18 protein-coding genes and 1 pseudogene are annotated in these 17,307 nt (G+C 47.6%); 14 read left to right on the forward strand and 5 right to left on the reverse strand.

Annotated features, from left to right (window positions below; all coding sequences use genetic code 11):
- Positions 1–4 precede the first annotated feature (4 nt).
- From fhuB to D908_RS00605, 3 genes are read right to left on the reverse strand one after another with little or no spacing between them, the layout of a single operon-like run.
- On the reverse strand, positions 5–1,966 hold the full coding sequence (gene fhuB, locus D908_RS00615) for a Fe(3+)-hydroxamate ABC transporter permease FhuB (protein WP_086028670.1): 1,962 nt from the start codon (positions 1,964–1,966) through the stop codon (positions 5–7).
- A gap of 32 nt (positions 1,967–1,998) precedes the next feature.
- Entirely contained in the window at positions 1,999–2,892 is an 894-nt protein-coding gene (locus D908_RS00610) for an iron-siderophore ABC transporter substrate-binding protein (protein ID WP_005527800.1), read from the reverse strand.
- Between the two features lie 23 nt (positions 2,893–2,915).
- Positions 2,916–3,683: an ABC transporter ATP-binding protein gene (locus tag D908_RS00605; protein WP_000489419.1), complete on the reverse strand. Its 768-nt coding sequence runs from the start codon at positions 3,681–3,683 to the stop codon at positions 2,916–2,918.
- Positions 3,684–3,830: 147 nt separating this feature from the next.
- Between D908_RS00605 and D908_RS00600 the strand changes: the two genes are divergently transcribed.
- Positions 3,831–5,039 (forward strand): MFS transporter, encoded by a 1,209-nt coding sequence (locus tag D908_RS00600; RefSeq protein WP_005527801.1) that lies wholly within the window; start codon positions 3,831–3,833, stop codon positions 5,037–5,039.
- Positions 5,040–5,048: 9 nt separating this feature from the next.
- On the opposite strand, the gene D908_RS00595 is transcribed toward D908_RS00600, so the two are convergent.
- Both D908_RS00595 and D908_RS00590 read right to left on the reverse strand, forming a co-directional pair.
- The gene (locus D908_RS00595) at positions 5,049–5,774 is read right to left on the reverse strand and encodes a siderophore ferric iron reductase (protein WP_005527802.1); all 726 of its coding nucleotides are present in this window, start codon (positions 5,772–5,774) and stop codon (positions 5,049–5,051) included.
- 379 nt (positions 5,775–6,153) lie between these two features.
- The gene (locus tag D908_RS00590) at positions 6,154–6,582 is read right to left on the reverse strand and encodes a MarR family winged helix-turn-helix transcriptional regulator (RefSeq protein ID WP_000633332.1); all 429 of its coding nucleotides are present in this window, start codon (positions 6,580–6,582) and stop codon (positions 6,154–6,156) included.
- A 532-nt stretch (positions 6,583–7,114) separates the two neighbouring features.
- Here D908_RS00590 and D908_RS00585 point away from each other — a divergent pair.
- The 13 genes and pseudogenes from D908_RS00585 (at position 7,115) to D908_RS00535 (ending at position 17,299) form a co-directional block, all read left to right on the forward strand.
- Positions 7,115–7,702 carry a DsbA family oxidoreductase gene (locus tag D908_RS00585; RefSeq protein WP_005527803.1) on the forward strand — a complete coding sequence of 196 codons (588 nt, stop codon included), beginning with the start codon at positions 7,115–7,117 and terminating at the stop codon, positions 7,700–7,702.
- A gap of 51 nt (positions 7,703–7,753) precedes the next feature.
- On the forward strand, positions 7,754–8,077 hold the full coding sequence (locus D908_RS00580) for a DMT family transporter (RefSeq protein WP_000954097.1): 324 nt from the start codon (positions 7,754–7,756) through the stop codon (positions 8,075–8,077).
- Positions 8,078–8,122: 45 nt separating this feature from the next.
- Positions 8,123–8,512 carry a DMT family transporter gene (locus D908_RS00575; protein ID WP_000204232.1) on the forward strand — a complete coding sequence of 130 codons (390 nt, stop codon included), beginning with the start codon at positions 8,123–8,125 and terminating at the stop codon, positions 8,510–8,512.
- A 69-nt stretch (positions 8,513–8,581) separates the two neighbouring features.
- Complete coding sequence (locus tag D908_RS22845) at positions 8,582–8,860, forward strand: deaminase (protein WP_005527804.1); 279 nt, start codon at positions 8,582–8,584, stop codon at positions 8,858–8,860.
- Between the two features lie 423 nt (positions 8,861–9,283).
- Positions 9,284–9,376 (forward strand): annotated as a pseudogene (locus D908_RS21235) (DUF4113 domain-containing protein); the annotation flags it as partial.
- Between the two features lie 236 nt (positions 9,377–9,612).
- The gene (locus D908_RS00570) at positions 9,613–9,954 is read left to right on the forward strand and encodes a metalloregulator ArsR/SmtB family transcription factor (RefSeq protein WP_005527806.1); all 342 of its coding nucleotides are present in this window, start codon (positions 9,613–9,615) and stop codon (positions 9,952–9,954) included.
- A 27-nt stretch (positions 9,955–9,981) separates the two neighbouring features.
- Positions 9,982–10,983: an ArsJ-associated glyceraldehyde-3-phosphate dehydrogenase gene (locus tag D908_RS00565; RefSeq protein WP_005527807.1), complete on the forward strand. Its 1,002-nt coding sequence runs from the start codon at positions 9,982–9,984 to the stop codon at positions 10,981–10,983.
- Positions 10,984–10,996: 13 nt separating this feature from the next.
- Positions 10,997–11,494, forward strand: coding sequence for a cyclin-dependent kinase inhibitor 3 family protein (locus tag D908_RS00560; RefSeq protein ID WP_005527809.1), 498 nt, complete (start codon positions 10,997–10,999; stop codon positions 11,492–11,494).
- A 45-nt stretch (positions 11,495–11,539) separates the two neighbouring features.
- A complete protein-coding gene (gene arsJ / locus D908_RS00555) occupies positions 11,540–12,757 on the forward strand; it encodes an organoarsenical effux MFS transporter ArsJ (protein WP_005527811.1) in 1,218 nt (405 codons plus the stop codon).
- A 121-nt stretch (positions 12,758–12,878) separates the two neighbouring features.
- The gene (agaR, locus tag D908_RS00550) at positions 12,879–13,649 is read left to right on the forward strand and encodes a transcriptional repressor AgaR (RefSeq protein WP_005527813.1); all 771 of its coding nucleotides are present in this window, start codon (positions 12,879–12,881) and stop codon (positions 13,647–13,649) included.
- Positions 13,650–14,031: 382 nt separating this feature from the next.
- Entirely contained in the window at positions 14,032–14,820 is a 789-nt protein-coding gene (agaR, locus tag D908_RS00545) for a transcriptional repressor AgaR (protein WP_005527815.1), read from the forward strand.
- A gap of 8 nt (positions 14,821–14,828) precedes the next feature.
- Positions 14,829–16,136 (forward strand): D-tagatose-bisphosphate aldolase, class II, non-catalytic subunit, encoded by a 1,308-nt coding sequence (locus D908_RS00540; protein WP_005527817.1) that lies wholly within the window; start codon positions 14,829–14,831, stop codon positions 16,134–16,136.
- On the forward strand, positions 16,136–17,299 hold the full coding sequence (locus tag D908_RS00535; RefSeq protein ID WP_005527819.1) for an SIS domain-containing protein: 1,164 nt from the start codon (positions 16,136–16,138) through the stop codon (positions 17,297–17,299). Before D908_RS00540 ends, D908_RS00535 begins: the two co-directional genes overlap by 1 nt.
- The last annotated feature ends 8 nt before the right edge of the window (positions 17,300–17,307 follow it).

Consider the following 17,307-nt stretch of genomic DNA (forward strand, 5'->3'; position numbering starts at 1 on the left):
ACGGTTAACGTCTCATCAGATACAGGAAGTACCCCCCACCGATGAGCGAAGCGAGCAGGCCAGCCGGGAATTGCCAAGGGAACCAGAGATTACGTCCAACCCAGTCCGCCAGCACCATCACGATTGCGCCGAGCAAAGCGGCGGTAAGCATTTGTGCACGCGGTTGGTATTGGTGCAGCGAACGTGCCATATGGGGTGCCAGTAAGCCGATAAAACTTAAAGGGCCAATCACTATGGTGCAGAGTGTGGTGAGGGCAGCAACAAGCAGCAGCAAGACTAAGCGAACTCGAGTGGCGTTCATGCCAAGGCTTCTGGCGGTCACTTCACCCAACTCGATAATCGCAACCCATCGTTCGAGCAACAGTGCCACGCTAGCGACTAGCCCAACACCTATTGCCAGTAAATAGATATCGGTGGTGGCAACCAGATAGGTGGAGCCCGAAAGCCAAGTGAGCAGTGCTGTGGCGTTGTCATTTCCTGAACTCATCACAACACGCAGCAGGGAATCCAGCCCCGCGCTCAAGGCTATCCCCGTCAATAAGGTTTGGTTTGGTGCAAAATTATGTTTGCGTCCGATAAGCCAAATCAAAGAAGTGACTGTCAGCGCGCCTAATGTCCCTAACAGCATCTGTTCATCACGTTCAATCGCGATACCGAATGTACTGCCGAGCACAATGGCCAGTGCAGCTCCGGAGCTAAGCCCGAGTACTTCTGGGCTTGCCATAGGATTATTGGACAGGCGTTGAATGAGGGTACCCGCTAATGCCAGCCCTATTCCCGCAAGGAGTGCGGTGAGCACACGGGGAGCGCGAAGCTCCAACAGTGTTGGATTAAGAGTTAGGCTCCAGCCCGTTTGCCCTTGCCCGAACACTAATGCGCACAGGGTTACTACGCTAAGTAGGCTCAGCATAATGAAGAAAACTCGCGCGGTACTGACTTTTCGATAATGCTCAACCGGCCCTTCGCGAGCCCGAAGCTCGGAAAGAAGTTTAGTGTGTTGTAGTAGCCACAACAGGAAAGGCGCACCGAGTAAGGCCGTCATCGCGCCAGTGGGCAGCAGTTCTCCCCCCACGCCAGAGAAAGGTTGAATGGCTAAATCGACAACCAACAGCATCAGTGCGCCAATCACGCCACTACTCAGCAATTGGGCGGTGAGTTGCCGGATGCCGAGCAATCGTGCGATGGCTGGAGCGACGATTCCAATAAAACCGATCAAGCCCACTTCACTGACCACTGCCGCGGTAATGAATATCGCCAACCCAAGACAGAGTAGTTTGATCTGCTTGATGTTGACTCCCAAAGAGGATGCAACGCCATCCCCAAATTGCAGCGCGGACAGAGGGCGTTGCAGCATCAGTAATAGTAGTGTTGGGAGAGTGATTAAAGGCAGTAGAACTTGCGTGCTATTCCAGCCATTTTGGTTGAGTGCTCCCGCTCCCCAAACAAAAACACTGGTGAGTTTTTGCTCGTGCAGCATCAGCAGCATAGTATTGAGTGAGCCAAAGAAGAGGCTAACTACCATACCCGCTAAGATCATGTGCAGTGGAGCAAAACCACGGCTGGCACTGAGCAAAAACACCAGCCCAGTTGCGAAGCAGCCACCTAAAAATGCAGGTATGAAGTTAGGTATCGCCAACCCCGTTGGAAGCAGCAGCAAACTCAGTACCATGCCGAGTTCTGCCCCCGTGGCCACACCCAGCGTGGTTGGTGACGCTATCGGGTTACGCAGTACAAACTGCATGACACAACCTGCTACTGCGAGGGCAAAGCCACACAGCAGCGCAACACAAAGCCGTGGTAGATAAGTCAGGTAGGTGATCACATGCTGATAATTGCTCTGGTCAAAGTGCCACACGGTATCCCAAATGAGACTAATACCTTGCGAATAAGGTGCTGTCGTCTGCAGCAACACGGCAATCAGACAGAAAACCATAACCAAGAGCAGAGTGCTTGTCGGGAGTTTCATTTTGTTGGGGTGGGGAAGGCTCACAGTATTCATCATTGTGTGGCTAAGAGCTCTGTGATGTGCTCACTAAAACGCTGCGCGGCAATAAGGCCACCAAAGGTCCAGATTGGAGGAAGCTCATAGACAGCATTTTCGCGCGTAAACGCCATGACCTGCCATAGCGGAGACGTTTGTAGCACTTGGCGATCTTGTGGTTTGAGTGGGCCAAACAGCATCACATTACTTTGCTGATGTTCGGCGAGCTTTTCTAAGCCCGTGGTGGTAAATCCCCATACATTGCTTTGCTCATGCCAGCTATTGCGGAGTCCCATAGCGGTGATCGTTGCGTCCGCTAGTGAGCCTTGACCATGAATACGCAAGGTTTTGTCGTTAATAAAACGTACGAATAGAAGGCTTTTGGTGGTTGGGGATTGTGCGCGAATTTTCTCGCCATTGGTTGTCAGTTTGGCTTGGGTTTCCGTAATCACTTGCTCTGCTTGCTGTTCTTTTCCAAACAACTGACCCAGAGAACGGGTGATGGATTCTGCTGTTTTCAATGGCTGTTTTTGTTCCCCGTAAAGGGTAAAGACCACAACAGGGGCGATTTTATTGAGGGGTTCATAAGCGGCGGCCATGTGCTGACTAATCAAAATCACGTCGGGCTTGAGTTCGCTCAGTAGCTCGATATTGGGTTCACGTCTTGAACCGACGTTCGTTACGGTTGGATTCAGTGCAGGCTCAACAACCCATTCTTGATAGCCTTTGGCATCCGCTACACCTTGTAGCTCCACGCCTAAACTGAGCACGATTTCGGCTAACGTCCAATCAAGCGCGACCACTTTCTTTGGTGGAGCTGAGAAGGATGCGCTGCCCATCTCATGTTGAATGTCTAAGGCGTGTGCATGAACTGCCAACATGGAAACCAGCAGGGTGATAAACGTCTTCACAACAGAATCCTTTTCTACGTTGTTTAAGGGATATAGCTAATGGCTTGCCCTGTGCGTGGGTGAGGAAAGAGCGCCAGTTCCATGCCATAGATTTGCATTAAAGTATCGCGATTCATTAACTGGTCTGGCGTACCATGTGCGATAACTCGGCCGGAATGCAGTGCAATTAAATGATCACTGAACTTGGCCGCCATGTTCACATCGTGGAGCACCATGATCACCGTGAGCGCTAAGCTTTGGTTCAGTTCGCGGATCAGGGCCAACAACTCATGTTGATGCGCTACATCAAGGGCTGAAGTTGGCTCATCAAGCAAGAGGGTTTTACTTTGCTGGGCGAGTAACATGGCAACCCAAGCACGCTGCCTTTCTCCACCAGAGAGGGTGGCAACAAAACGATCTGAAAATTCACTCAAGCCCACTTTGGTAATCGCTTCATCCACAATGGCGTAATCTCGCGCATCGTAACGACCCAAAGCCCCTTTCCACGGGTAGCGGCCAAAACAAACCAACTCGCGCACCGTAACCCCAGCCGTCAGTGGTGGATGTTGGGGTAAATAAGCCACTTGGTGAGCAAACTCGATATTACTCAGGTCATGGACAGGCTGGTCACCATAGAAAACATGGCCTGAAGTGGGCTTATTTTGTCTGCTGAGCAGTTTAATGAGGGTAGATTTACCACAGCCGTTATGACCGAGTAGAGTCGTGACCTTGCCAGACTCGAATGTCAGATTAGTGGTTGAGAGAATAGGCTTCTCATCAATGCTAAATGAGGCGTCGACAAGTCGAAACATAATGTAATGGAAAGTTGATTTATTGGTTACGAGCAGGTTATGTTAGCACATCAAAATATAAATGATAATTGTTTTTATTGTCATCATTTGTGTTATTAGACCACCACACTGATGGCTTGATACGGCTCAACAACAGCGACTATCACTATGTTTCTTTTGAAAAAACAGTCTTCCCAATTGGGGGTGATTGGCTTGGCAGCAGCGTTAATGGGGATTGGCCAAAACGGACTTTTGGTTTCACTGCCCTTTTTGGTCGAACAATCGGCGTTTGACCTTCCCACATGGTCTATTTTGATCGCACTCGGCAGTTTTTTGTTTTTGCCTTCTGCGCCATTTTGGGGGCGAGTTAGCGACAAACATGGCCCTAAACATGTGGTAATTCAGGCTCTCGCAGGTATGGCGGTGAGCTTTTCCTTGTTGGCTCTGTTTGCCATGGCCAGTCGAGATTCTGCTTCAATTTTTATGTTGTGCTTGATTGGGTTGGCTTTGGCACGAATTATCTATGGTTGTACTGTGTCTGGTATGGTGCCTGCTAGCCAGCACTGGGCGATATTGTTGTGTGGTGAGCAAAATCGATTACAAGCCATCACGTCAGTCAGCATCGGGTTGAGTGTGGGGCGTTTGATTGGCCCCGTTATTTCGCTGTTAGCGCTGAAAGTCTCACCATTCGCGCCCTTATTCATGATGGTGCTGCTACCGATGGTCGCTCTGGTCGGTACCTGCTTCCTGCCCACACCACAGCTTTCCTCTCCAGAGAATCGTTCTCGCTCCTCGTTGCCTTGGTTGCCTAGTCGCCGTTTGTGGCGTTTTCTCGCCAGTGGATTACTGTTGTGTACGGCCATTTCATTACTGCAATACAGTTTTTCACCGCTGCTCAGCGCACTGACCGATTGGCCGACGAGCCGCATTAGTGATGCTATTGGGCTGCTTCTCACCATCAGCGCAGCTTGTACTTTTGTGACTCAAGTGATGGTGATTAAGAAAAAGAAATTGTCACCAGAGCAGATGTACCGCTTTGGGGCAGGGCTGTTGGTCGTGGGCTTGGCTTTATTTTTAGTCACCCATGTCTGGGTGTTGGCCTTGGCGATGGTACTAACTGCGTGCGGTGCGGCGTTGCTTGTTCCTGCTTATACCACAGCGGCAACCACTCAGTATGCTGATGCACCGGGAGCGGTCGTGGGTTACATTTCCATGTCACACACAATTGGTTATGGTTTAGCGTCTTTGTTGGCCTTTAGTGCAACGCTTTCGCCACATTATCCGATTTACTTGTGTGTATTCTTCGCGTTGATCATTGTATGGACTGCCTTTGCGCCTGCACCATCCAAGCCAGTCCACGTTGAAAATAACTCTTAACTCCTTCGCTTAATTTTTATTGTCGGGATGTCTTGGGCAGTCCCGACAGAGTTTGCGACCTTGGCATTTATACACCAAGCAACAACTGGTTCGAACGTGAGAGAGAGTCTGAGTCTCAGGGCTGTAACTCAAGGATTGTGCTAACTTGGTTGGTAAACCACAGGCTTCTAACCATAGATGAGCTTGTGCCAATAACTCCTGCTCAGAAAGATGAGGGTAAAACGCCTGAAATCGGGTTAAACAACCCAGCACACTGTCAGCAAAAAGATGATGGGTGAACCCCGGCCGAATGCGTGTCCAATCTTCCATCTCGAGACGAAAATATTCGAACAGCTCGACCAACTCTTTGCCAGCTTGAACAATCAGCTCGCGCTGGGCTCCTTCATGATATTTCAATGAGTTGAAATGAAAACCACTCACAAAGTTTGTTTGAACATTTTGCGCGATGGAAGATAACTGTGGTAAGCCACGGCAAGCATAAATCGCCACAAAAGCCACATAGATGGGCTGCCAGCACAGCAGTGTCCAAGTACGCGTTAACCAGTAGGCGGCTCCCGCTTCTGGGTGAGCTTCTTGCAGATTCCGATAGAGGGTTTGAATGCGCTCAGAGCTGAAATGATCCCGCTGAATAATAGGCTCTTGTTGAGCTGAACCCGATGAAAGTTGGCCATTGAGATAAGGCGTCACTTTGCGTGAGTGCTCAAATAAGGTTTCAAAGAAAGCGTGTTCGGTCATCGACTCAGAATCTAGGTTGCATCAATCCCGGAAGCTTAAATAAAGATCGATATTGTTGCAATTGATTCTCATTTATTTGGTGTTTTTAAGATTCTTCGCGGCTTACTCTAAAAACAAATGGGCTAGCTGAAAGTTTTTTGCCTCCACATTAGTTAGCTATAAGCTTTCCTTGTTCTCTATCGAAGCTATTTTTACCTAACTGAAGTAATCTGATTCAGTTTTGAGATGGATTAGAAATGCCTGACAAGAAGGAGCTTAGTATCAGGCCGATGGCTATTCATTTTGATATGAAAGTTTTAAGCAGCCGAATGCTTGATTCCGACAGACAACGACTAAAGGAAAGCCACTTATCCGCAGCCCCCACCAGATAAAATCGCGATTATTGTTCCTTTGTAATGTCTCGCAAGCAATCCACTACGATCTTATTGCCATCTTCTGAGGCAACGGAATCTAGCGCATTGTTTAGGTATTGTGTGAAGTGTTTCTCGACTTTCTCTTGGATCTCCCGTCCACGTCCTGTTAAAACGGTGTACACCCCACGTTTGTCTTTCGGGCATATATCGCGAATTGTATACCCGCCTTTTTCAAGTCTTTCGACAAGGCGAGTTACCGAGCTTTGGTTTAATCCGAGAAGTTTGGCTAGCTCTTGCATCCTCAATTCCGAGTTTTCAGACTCAGAGAGTAACTTCAAAGCTCGGTAGTCTGTTAAGCCAAGACCATGTTCTCTCTGCAACTCTTTTGCTATTTGGTTTTCAACACTGTCGACAATGATTTTGACCCTTAGCCAAAGCGTATCTGTGGTTATCATTTTGATTTCCTTAAATAATCGTAGAGAGTGTTTTCTAGCAATTAATTTTTCAATTGTGAATTAGCTTGTGCATACATGTATATATGTCAATCGAATTATAACAACAAGGGAAGTTTTGTGAACTCTACCGCACTATAAAAGGAATGTTCAGCCTAATTATAAGCCCATAATTCTATGTTTTTAGTTGCGTTCTAAGATTCTCGTCTGAAATGCGATGTGATTTATCCAATTGTTTTAAATATAAAATATTCATGTTTTTTAGTTATAAAATTCCATTCCCCATCCTGAAAATCCTTCATTTTTTAATATTGCATGTATGTGCAAGCATATTGACGAATGACTTTCTTGTTTTTAATATGCTTGCACATGCAACTAATTTGTAAAAGTGATTAGGAAAATGAAATTACGGACATGAATTACTTCGTTAATGACAAATGCTGAGCAAAGACCAAATGGTGACACCCAGCGGTAAGGTCCCCAAAACAATTTCTAGGCCAGCATCTTTCTAGATTGACAAGTTAAGGAAAACATCATGAAAAAAACAATCGACATCTATACGGATCTTGTGTGCCCGTACTGCTTGTTGGCCGAACATGCGATTCGCGACCTCATCAAAGATGCAGACGTCAGTATTCGTTGGCGTCCATTCGAGCTAAGGCCTTATCCGATTCCGACACTTCGCCCGGAAGATCCTTATCTCCCTGATATTTGGAAACGGTCGGTCTATCCAACGGCAGAAAAGCTGGGGGTGTTAATCAAGCTACCGACCATTTCACCACAACCAAGAACTGACAAAGCGTTTCAGATCTTTGCTATGGCAGAAGAGCAAGGCAAAGGCAACGAGTTCAACATTGCAGCTATGGAGGCCTTTTTCCAACAAAACAAGAACATCGGTGACATAGATGTTCTTGTTGAGATTGCTGCAGAAATTGGCCTCGATAAGAGTGAAGTGCTTACCGCTTTGGATGAAGGCATTTACTTACTCACCCACAAGGCGGCTCAACGTCATGCGGTGGAGGAAGCAAAGATCAGTTCGGTTCCCACAATCATTGTCGGTAAAAAGAAATTTACCGGTGTGCCAAACCCAGACGAATTTAGAAAAGCCCTTAAGGAACTCTAAGTTCATATTTAATAACGTACTGTAATAAAAGATAAATTAGGAGAAAGTGAAATGTTAAGTTGGATATATCTAGGAACTGCAGTCATCTTCGAAATTGCTGTAGCTATTTCTGCTGGTAATGCAAAAGGCTTTAGACACCCAGGCTGGACGGCTGCAACACTCATTAGTGGTGCAATCGCGACATTCTTCTTGAGCCTTGCCTTACTCGATTTTGATGTAGGTGTTGGCTATTCGATTTGGACATCTACAGCTGGTGTGGGGATCGTCATTTTGGGTGCGATGTTCTTCAATGAACGGCTTAACGTCAAAAAGCTACTTGGAATTACCTTCGTTATTGGTGGTGTGATTGGGCTGCGTATGAGCGGCGCAGCATAAAGCGTTAATTCAAACAAAATTCACATTATTTAAAAGGAAATAAATATGACTTCTTCGATTAAGAAATCAAGTAACACGCATGCATGGTTAATGCTGATCCTTGCCGGGATCTTTGAAATTGGTTACGCACTCAGTGTTGGTGGCAGCGAAGCATTTACTGTTCTCAGTTGGTCAATTTCGGCAGCGATTTTCTTCCTGTTAACCCTGTATTGCCTGAGTGTGAGCCTTAAAACCATTGATGTCGGTATCGGCTATGCCGTTTGGGCTGGGATTGGTGCAATCGGTGCTTCTGTATTCGGTGCATTTGTCTTCGACCAGATGTTAACTCTTGCGCAGGCTTTCTGGCTCGCAGTCATCATCCTTGGTGTTATTTGGCTAAAACTCTCCAGCAGCGAAAAGCTTCAAGAAAAAGAGCACAAGCTGGCTATTCAGTAATGTGACAACACCTTGAGCAGACCCTGAATGCTAGGGTCTGCCATTTGGTTGGCTTTCAGGAGAAAAACAATGTGTAAGAACCATACCATCATAGATCAGCGCATGAGTGAAGTTGTCGAGTTCTCAAAGGAGCATGTGAATGCTGGAGGTATTCCATTCACGGCTTTTGTAATCAATGACAAGGGCGAGATATTGGGAAGAGGGGTTAACAGGGTTTTGGAGAATAATGATCCCACTGCGCATGCTGAAGTGGAAGCCATTCGAGATGCGTGCAAAAACACGAAAAAGCCACATCTACGCGGCCTGACATTGTTGCTTCCGGTGAACCCTGCGCCATGTGCTATCTGAATGCGATGTATTCGGGAATTAGTAAGGTCCTTTTTGCAGCAGACTCTAACGAAGCTGCAGTTCATGGTTTTGACTACCGTAGCACTTACTCAATGCTAGCTAACTTCCCAACCCGATGGCCAATGCAAATCAGCAAGCATCAAACAGAAGGTGCATTGGAGCCTTTCAAAATTTTATTAGAAAAGAGGATGTTAGGATGAGTGATCTATTGACCAAGGTGCAAACATACCCAATGTCAGATTAAGGTCGTCTTTTTGACTAACACTGAAATCTTCTATGTCGTGTCTTGGCAGCATCTCTCTGGATGCTGCCGTTAAAAATGAGCAGATATCAGACAAAGAATGAAGTAATACGATGAAATGAAAACAGCTCTAACGTTAGGGCACGTGGCCTTATCGCAATAAGGTTCTATTTGGGCCTCCAACCGATACTTTTTTCCTCGCAGCACAAGGCATTACTCAAAAATGGGCAATGCGGCGTGACATGCTAACACCTCAGTACGCCACCTGCTGGTAGGATTTACCCAAGATAAAGTGTTGACTCACAAGCTTATATTTGGGCTTTCTGAAGATTTTCTTTTAAACCTGAAACACACCGCCGTAGTCTTTTAAAAACTTCAGTCACTTTAAACTCATCATGCGTTTAGTTTAGGAGCGGTAGTTTATGAGTGACACCCACTCACGATTTTTCTCGTTGACAGAAGCATTTTTAAGAATAGGATATACGCATATCCATATGTATTGGAGTTGGTTATGTTACCTCACCAGTTTTTCAAATTACTCGCCGATGAAACGCGAGTGCGCTGCTTACTGATGATTGCTCGGGAAAAGAAGGTTTGTGTTGCAGAATTAACCGAAGCCTTGAATGAGAGTCAGCCGAAAATTTCCCGCCATTTGGCGTTGCTGCGTGCCAGCGGCGTGGTGGTCGATATCCGTCAGGGGCAGTGGGTGTTTTACCGTATTTCCGATCAACTTCCGGGATGGATGCGCAAGCAGATCCGAGGGTTGGTGGAGTCCAACTGTCTTAAACAAGAATACCAGCAAGATATTCAGCGCTTAGCCGAGATGGCATCTCGTCCCCAGTGCTGTATTTAGATAAAAAGGTTTAGAGGAAAAAGGAAGATGGCAATCAAAGTCGGAATTAATGGATTTGGTCGTATTGGGCGTTTGGCTCTGAGAGCTTCGTTTGATTGGCCTGAGATTGAATTTGTACAGATCAATGATGTGGCGGGCGATGCTGCAACATTGGCACACCTTTTAGAATTCGATTCGGTACAAGGTCGTTGGCACCATGCCGTGAGCTGTGAAGCTGATGCGATCCTGATCAACGGCAAACGCATTCGCGCAACACAAGAAAAAGCGATTGATGCAGTGGATTGGTCGGGCTGTGATGTGGTGATTGAGGCCACGGGTAAGCACCGTAAAGGCGAATTCTTGAACCAGTATTTGGCACAAGGAGTGAAGCGTGTAGTCGTTTCAGCTCCCGTCAAAGAAGAAGGGATCGCCAATATCGTGGTGGGGGTTAACGATCACATCTTCAATCCTGAACAACATCGCATTGTTACTGCTGCTTCTTGTACCACCAACTGTATTGCCCCTGTGGTGAAAGTGATCCACGAAAAACTGGGTATTGCGCAAGCCTCTTTTACCACCATTCATAACCTAACCAATACGCAAACCATTTTGGATGCTCCGCATAAAGACTTACGTCGTGCGCGTGCTTGCGGTATGAGCCTGATCCCCACTACGACCGGTTCTGCCAAAGCGATTATCGAAATTTTCCCGGATCTGAAAGGCAAGATTGATGGACATGCAGTACGTGTACCGCTGGCGAATGCCTCGTTAACCGACATCATTTTTGATGTGGAGCGTGATACGACGGTGGAAGAGATCAATCAGCTTTTAAAACAAGCTTCAGAAAACGAGCTTAAGGGCATTCTGGGTTTTGAAGAGCGTCCACTGGTGTCGATTGATTACCAAGGCGATCAACGTTCAACGATTGTTGATGCGCTCTCCACCATGGTCGTTGGTAAGCGAATGGTGAAAATCTACGCTTGGTATGACAACGAAATGGGTTACGCCACGCGTACCTCGGAATTAGTTCGTAAAGTCGGTTTGGCATAAGGAGTAGTAAAAAATGACGCATCCAACTTGGGAATTACCGATAGCAGAAAATCAGGCGAGTTTAGTGCTCACGCCTTGTCCGGGAACCAAAGGCACACCACTGTCGGAAAGTATTGCCCAACTGAAAGCGCAAGGGGTTTCGGCTGTAGTGACGGCGCTGAGCCATGAAGAAATGGAGCAGCATGGTGTCGCTGAGCTACCTGCGGAAGTCGAAAAAGCCGGATTACAGTGGTTTCATGCGCCGATTGAAGACGATTGCGCGCCGGATGCCGCCTTTGCGCAAGATTGGCAACAGTGCTCACCGGCTTTGCATCAGGCGCTGAGCCGAGGTGAAAAAGTCGCTTTGCATTGTATGGGCGGTTCGGGTCGTACTGGCCTGCTGGCAGCGCATCTGCTGTTGGAAAAAGGTTGGCCGCTGGAAAGCATCATTACGCAGGTGCAAGCATTAAGACCGGGTGCTTTTACCAAAGAAGTGCAAGTAGAGTACGTCCAACAGCTCGTGAATTCATAACCAGAGCAAAGAGCCGCATAAGCGGCTCTTTTTAAGAGAGTGTTTATGTTGTCCCAACTGAATGCCAATGTTCGTCAGTACATGCTTGTGACGTTCAACTACTGGAACTTTACCCTGACTGATGGGGCGCTGCGCATGTTGGTGGTGCTCTATTTCTATGATTTAGGCTACTCCAGCTTGGCGATTGCCTCGCTGTTTCTGTTCTATGAATTTTTTGGTGTTGTGACCAACTTAATTGGCGGGTGGCTTGGGGCTCGGTTGGGGCTGAATCGCACCATGAACATCGGTCTTGGTTTGCAAATCATCGCACTCTTGATGCTGGCAGTCCCAGCAAGCTGGTTAACCATTCCTTGGGTGATGGCTGCGCAAGCATTGTCGGGCATCGCGAAAGATCTCAATAAGATGAGTGCCAAAAGCGCCATCAAAACCTTAGTGCCAGAAAATGCACAAGGCGCGCTGTTTAAGTGGATTGCGATACTGACAGGGTCAAAGAATGCCCTAAAAGGCGCTGGATTCTTCTTGGGTGGTGCGTTGTTGTCCTTGATCGGTTTCCAGTACGCGGTTGCTGCCATGGCAGCTGTGCTGGTATTGGTTTTCATTGGCAGCGTCATGAGTTTGAAATCTGATCTCGGCAAGGCCAAGAACAAGCCCAAGTTTTCCGATATTTTCTCTAAATCGCCGAGTGTGAACATTCTGTCGGCGGCACGGCTATTTCTGTTTGGTGCGCGAGATGTGTGGTTTGTCATCGCACTGCCTATCTATTTAGGCAGCGTATTTGGTTGGGATCACAGTGCTGTGGGGGGCTTTCTGGCGCTTTGGGTGATTGGTTACGGCGTGATTCAAGGATTCGCGCCGAAAATCACGGGCAGCAAATCGGAGCATCCACCCGCAGGGCGAGCCGCCATTGGTTGGGCATTGGTACTGTCGTTGGTCACGGGGCTTATTGCTTACGGTGTGCAGATGCAATGGCACCCAGAAGTGGTGATCATCGGTGGACTCATGCTGTTTGGCGCGGTATTTGCGGTGAACTCTTCATTGCATTCGTACTTGATAGTCAGCTATGCCAAAGACGATGGCGTGTCGCTCGATGTGGGCTTTTACTACATGGCGAATGCGATGGGGCGCTTAATCGGCACGATATTATCCGGCTGGGTCTTTCAGCTTTGGGGTCTTGCGGCTTGTCTTTGGGTCTCGTTCGGATTCTTAGTGCTGACAACGCTTATCTCATTTTGGCTGCCAAATCGTGCTTCTGCATCGTGGTGATTTCTCTGGGATAGTGTCAGGAAAGTGTGAAACAACATCGCTGAATGAGTCGCAGAGCGTAGTGTCACTCTGATTCAACTGGTAAACTCAGACCACCTCAATCTTATCTAAGATCAATATTATGACGTCGATCCAGCGTAGAGATGCGATTCTGAAATATATTCAACACCATCAAAGTGGTTCGGTGAGTTATTTTGCTGAGCAGTTTCAGGTGTCGGAAGTCACTATTCGCCATGATCTGAATATTCTTGAGAAAAAAGGCTGTGTAACTCGTTGCTACGGTGGTGCGCTGATTAATACGCAATTTGCGTTTGACCAACCGCTGCAAGATAAAAAGCAGCTCAATCAGGACATCAAAAGCCAGTTGGGGGCGTATGCGGCATCTTTAGTTGAAGATGGTGACACGTTAATCCTTGATTCCGGCTCGACCACGGAACAGATCGCTTTTCATCTGACCGATAAAAAACAGCTCAAAGTGATGACCAACGCCATCAACATCGCCTATCACTTAGCGAATCACGACAATATTGAAGTGATTGTGACCGGGGGCTTAATGCGCAAGAACTCGTATTCGTTACATGGTGAATCGAGTGAAGCACTACTGGGACTGTTTCGTTTTAATAAGTTGTTTTTAGGTGTTGATGGTTTAGATAAGCTGGCGGGTGTGACGACGCCACATGCCGGTGAGGCCAGTATTAACCGCAAAATGGTTGAAGTGGCACAAATGGTGATAGCGGTGATGGACTCTTCAAAATTTAATCGGCAAAGTTTCTGCTTGATTGCTCGCCCAGAACAGCTCGATATGCTCATCACTGATAGCGGGATTCCTGAGGATTATCGACGTGAATTGACGGCGATGGGTGTGGATGTTCGTTTGGTCGATCAGCTTTAATTCCAGCCTTATTTCTTTCCAAACCACTCCTATTTTCTTGGGTGATGTCTTCGCTTTATTTTTGGCTCTCTTTCACAAAATGTGATCTCACGCAGGTTGCAATGTGAAATTCTGATTCTTTTTTGACCACTGCTTTCCCTTTCATTTTCATTCCCCTTCTTTCCTTTGATTTCCGCCGATTAACCACTTTTTCCTACTCAATCATCGAAAGAAAAATCTTTCACTCCTTGTAAATCGAAAGGCTTTTTAATGCCAAATCGAAAGGTTTTTGGCTGTGATCTGGCTTTCATTTTTCTAAATCTGCCCCTGATTAAATAAAAACAGAAGGAAGCGAAAGCTTTGTGAGGCTAACCGAAAGTCGCGAAAGGGAGGGAGGAAAATGATGACCAGCGCAGAACGTCGACAGCGAATAATGTCTCATATCCTGCAACACGGCACAGGTAAAGTGGATGATTTCGCACTGACCTTCAATGTTTCCGCCGTCACTATCCGCCATGACCTCAATTTGCTGGAAAAAGAAGGCTGTGTATTTCGCTGTTACGGTGGTGCGAACCTTAACCCTAACTTCGCGTTTGACCAGCCTTTGTACCGAAAAGATCAGCTAAACCGCGATATCAAACAGATGATCGCTTTCGCCGCAGTACAACTGATAGGCGATGGTGAAGCCATCATTCTCGACTCGGGTTCGACTATTGCTTTGATGCCACAACATCTAACCCAGAAAAAATTGGTGGTAATGACCAATGCGCTCAACACCGCATACCAACTTAGCCACAACGAAAATGTGGAACTGCATGTAATTGGAGGCAGTTTACGCCGCGCTTCTTGCTCACTTACAGGTCATCACGGTGAGCATCAAATTCGCTCCTACCTGTTTGATAAGTTGTTTTTAGGCGTTGATGGTTTCGACCTGCAAGCAGGCATTACTACGCCAGATAACCACGAAGCCCAAGTGAATCGAGCCATGTGCGATGTTGCGAGACAGGTGATCGCCGTGACCGATTCCAGCAAATTTGGTCGCAAAAGCTTTTGCATGATCCGCGCAGCAAACCAGATCGATGTGCTGGTGACTGACAGCCATATTCCACATGCCACTCATCAGTCACTCCTTGAGATGGGGGTGAACGTCATCCTCGCTGACCAAATTTCCCAACCCCGTAAGTTGAACTAGGACAGACCATGAAAACGCTACTTTCTTTAATTCAGCAACATAAACAAGGCCAAGCCAAGGGCATCTACTCGGTGTGTTCTGCGCATCCACTGGTATTGGAAGCGGCGATCAAACAAGCGGAACGAGATGGTCAGTTGGTGCTGATTGAAGCGACATCAAACCAAGTGAACCAGTTTGGTGGTTACACAGGGATGACACCACAAGTGTTTGCCGATCATGTCTTTACTTTAGCTGCGCGTTTGAACTTCCCGAAAGAACGGATGATTTTGGGCGGTGATCATCTTGGCCCGAACTGCTGGCAGCATTTACCCGCCAGAAAAGCAATGGAGTATTCCACGCAGCTCATTCATGACTATGTGAGCGCTGGGTTTGGCAAAATTCATCTGGACTGCTCAATGGCCTGTGAAGGTGACGTGATTCCACTGAGTGAAACCGTGATGGCGGAGCGTGCCGCGCAGCTTTGTATGGTGGCTGAACAAGCATGGAAAAGCCGTGGTGGAGAAGCGCCTTTGTATGTGATTGGAACCGAAGTACCTACACCGGGTGGGGCACTGGAATCACTGCAAGAACATGAGTTGCAAGTCACGCAGCCAGAGCAAGCACTCGCTACGTTGGATGCCCATCGCCAAGCTTTCAGTAATTTGGGTTTAGATTCTGTTTGGCCTCGGGTCATTGGTTTGGTGGTACAGCCGGGCGTGGAGTTTGACCATCACCAAGTACATCACTACCAAAGCGATAAAGCCCAAGCGCTGAGTAAGATGATTGAAAGCCAGCCGCATCTGGTGTTTGAAGCGCACTCAACCGATTACCAAAACCCGCAGGCATACCATGAGCTGATTCGAGATCACTTCGCGATTTTGAAAGTAGGGCCCGCGCTGACTTTCGCCCTGCGTGAAGCCCTGTTTGCCCTAGACGCCGCCGAGAAAGAGTGGATTGGCGTGCATCAAGCATCACACTTGCGTGACACCATTGAGCAAGTGATGCATGAGCAGCCGAATTACTGGCGCACTCACTATCAAAGTAAAGGGCATCAGCAATTTCTTGATTGTAATTACAGCCTAAGTGACCGCATTCGTTACTACTGGACACACCCTGAAGTGCAAGCGGCGCAGCAAGCTCTGTTTGCTCATCTGATCGAAAAACCATTACCCACCACTTTGTTAAGCCAATACCTGCCGAATCAGGCTCGGGCGATTGCACAGCAGCACATCGCCAATCATCCCGCTGAGATCATCATTCACAAAATTATGGAAGTCACTCAGCTCTATTCCGATGCCTGTTACCGCAATGCGGCAGTTTGTAAGGAGACGATTTAATGACAACTTTTTTGGGTTATTCATCCACTTGGCTTGCCGAGCATAACGCTATCCATACGGCAAAAGAGATCTCCCATCAGCCTGCACTCTGGCGAGCATTAGCGGAGAATTTGCAGCAGCAAGCGCAAAGCATTGAAGCTTTTCTTGCCCCGTTATTAAAGCGCGATGATCTGCGTATTATTCTCACGGGGGCGGGGACTTCTGCCTTTGTCGGCGATGCTGCCGTGCCGTTTCTCCAACCTGAATTGAATTTTCAAGTGGAATCCATCCCAACCACGGATTTGGTTTCTAACCCTGCTCTGTATCTGGATACGGATAGCCCGACCTTACTGATTTCCTACGCTCGCTCCGGCAATAGCCCGGAAAGTGTGGCAGCGGTAGAGCTGGCGGATCAGCGAGTCAAAAAGTGTTATCACCTGTTCTTAACCTGCAATGGGGAAGGGGGATTATCTCGTTACGCTCAGCAAGCCTCGAATGCCCTGTGTGTGCTGATGCCCGAAGGTTCGAATGACAAAAGTTTTGCCATGACCTCCAGCTTTAGCTGCATGTTGATGTCGACGCTGGTACTGCTGGGAGCCGCTTCTCAACACGCGATTCAAGCGACGGCTGAGTTGTGTGAAAGCAAACTAGTGCAGTGGCCTGAGGCCATTAAACAGTTGGCTGCATTGCCTTATGAGCGCCTAATTGTTCTTGGCAGCGGCGGTTTTTCTGGGTTGGCGCGCGAGGCTTCGCTCAAATCATTAGAACTGAGTGCAGGCAAAGTGATGACGACGTTTGATTCTTCACTCGGTTTTCGTCACGGGCCTAAATTTGCCATCAATAACCAAGCCTTGGTGATTCAACTGCTTTCGAGTGACAACTACACCCGCCAATACGATATGGATCTGCTCTGGGAGATTCGCCGCGATAACCGAGCGTTGTGCCATGTCGTACTGACCGAAACCCCACTCAACGAAGATGACGTGTTTGAACTTGGGCACCTTGGCCTTGGCGATCGCTGGCTCTGTTTCCCTTACATCCTGTTTTGCCAGATGTTGGCGTTTGAAAAATCGCTCCAGCTTGGTTTGGGTCCTGATAACCCATGCCCAACCGGAGAAGTTAACCGTGTCGTGCAAGGTGTCACGATTTACCCCTATCCACAGCAACCTATTTTGAATCAATAAGGAAATGA

It is taken from the genome of Vibrio mimicus CAIM 602, assembly GCF_000338875.1.
GTDB lineage: Bacteria > Pseudomonadota > Gammaproteobacteria > Enterobacterales > Vibrionaceae > Vibrio > Vibrio mimicus.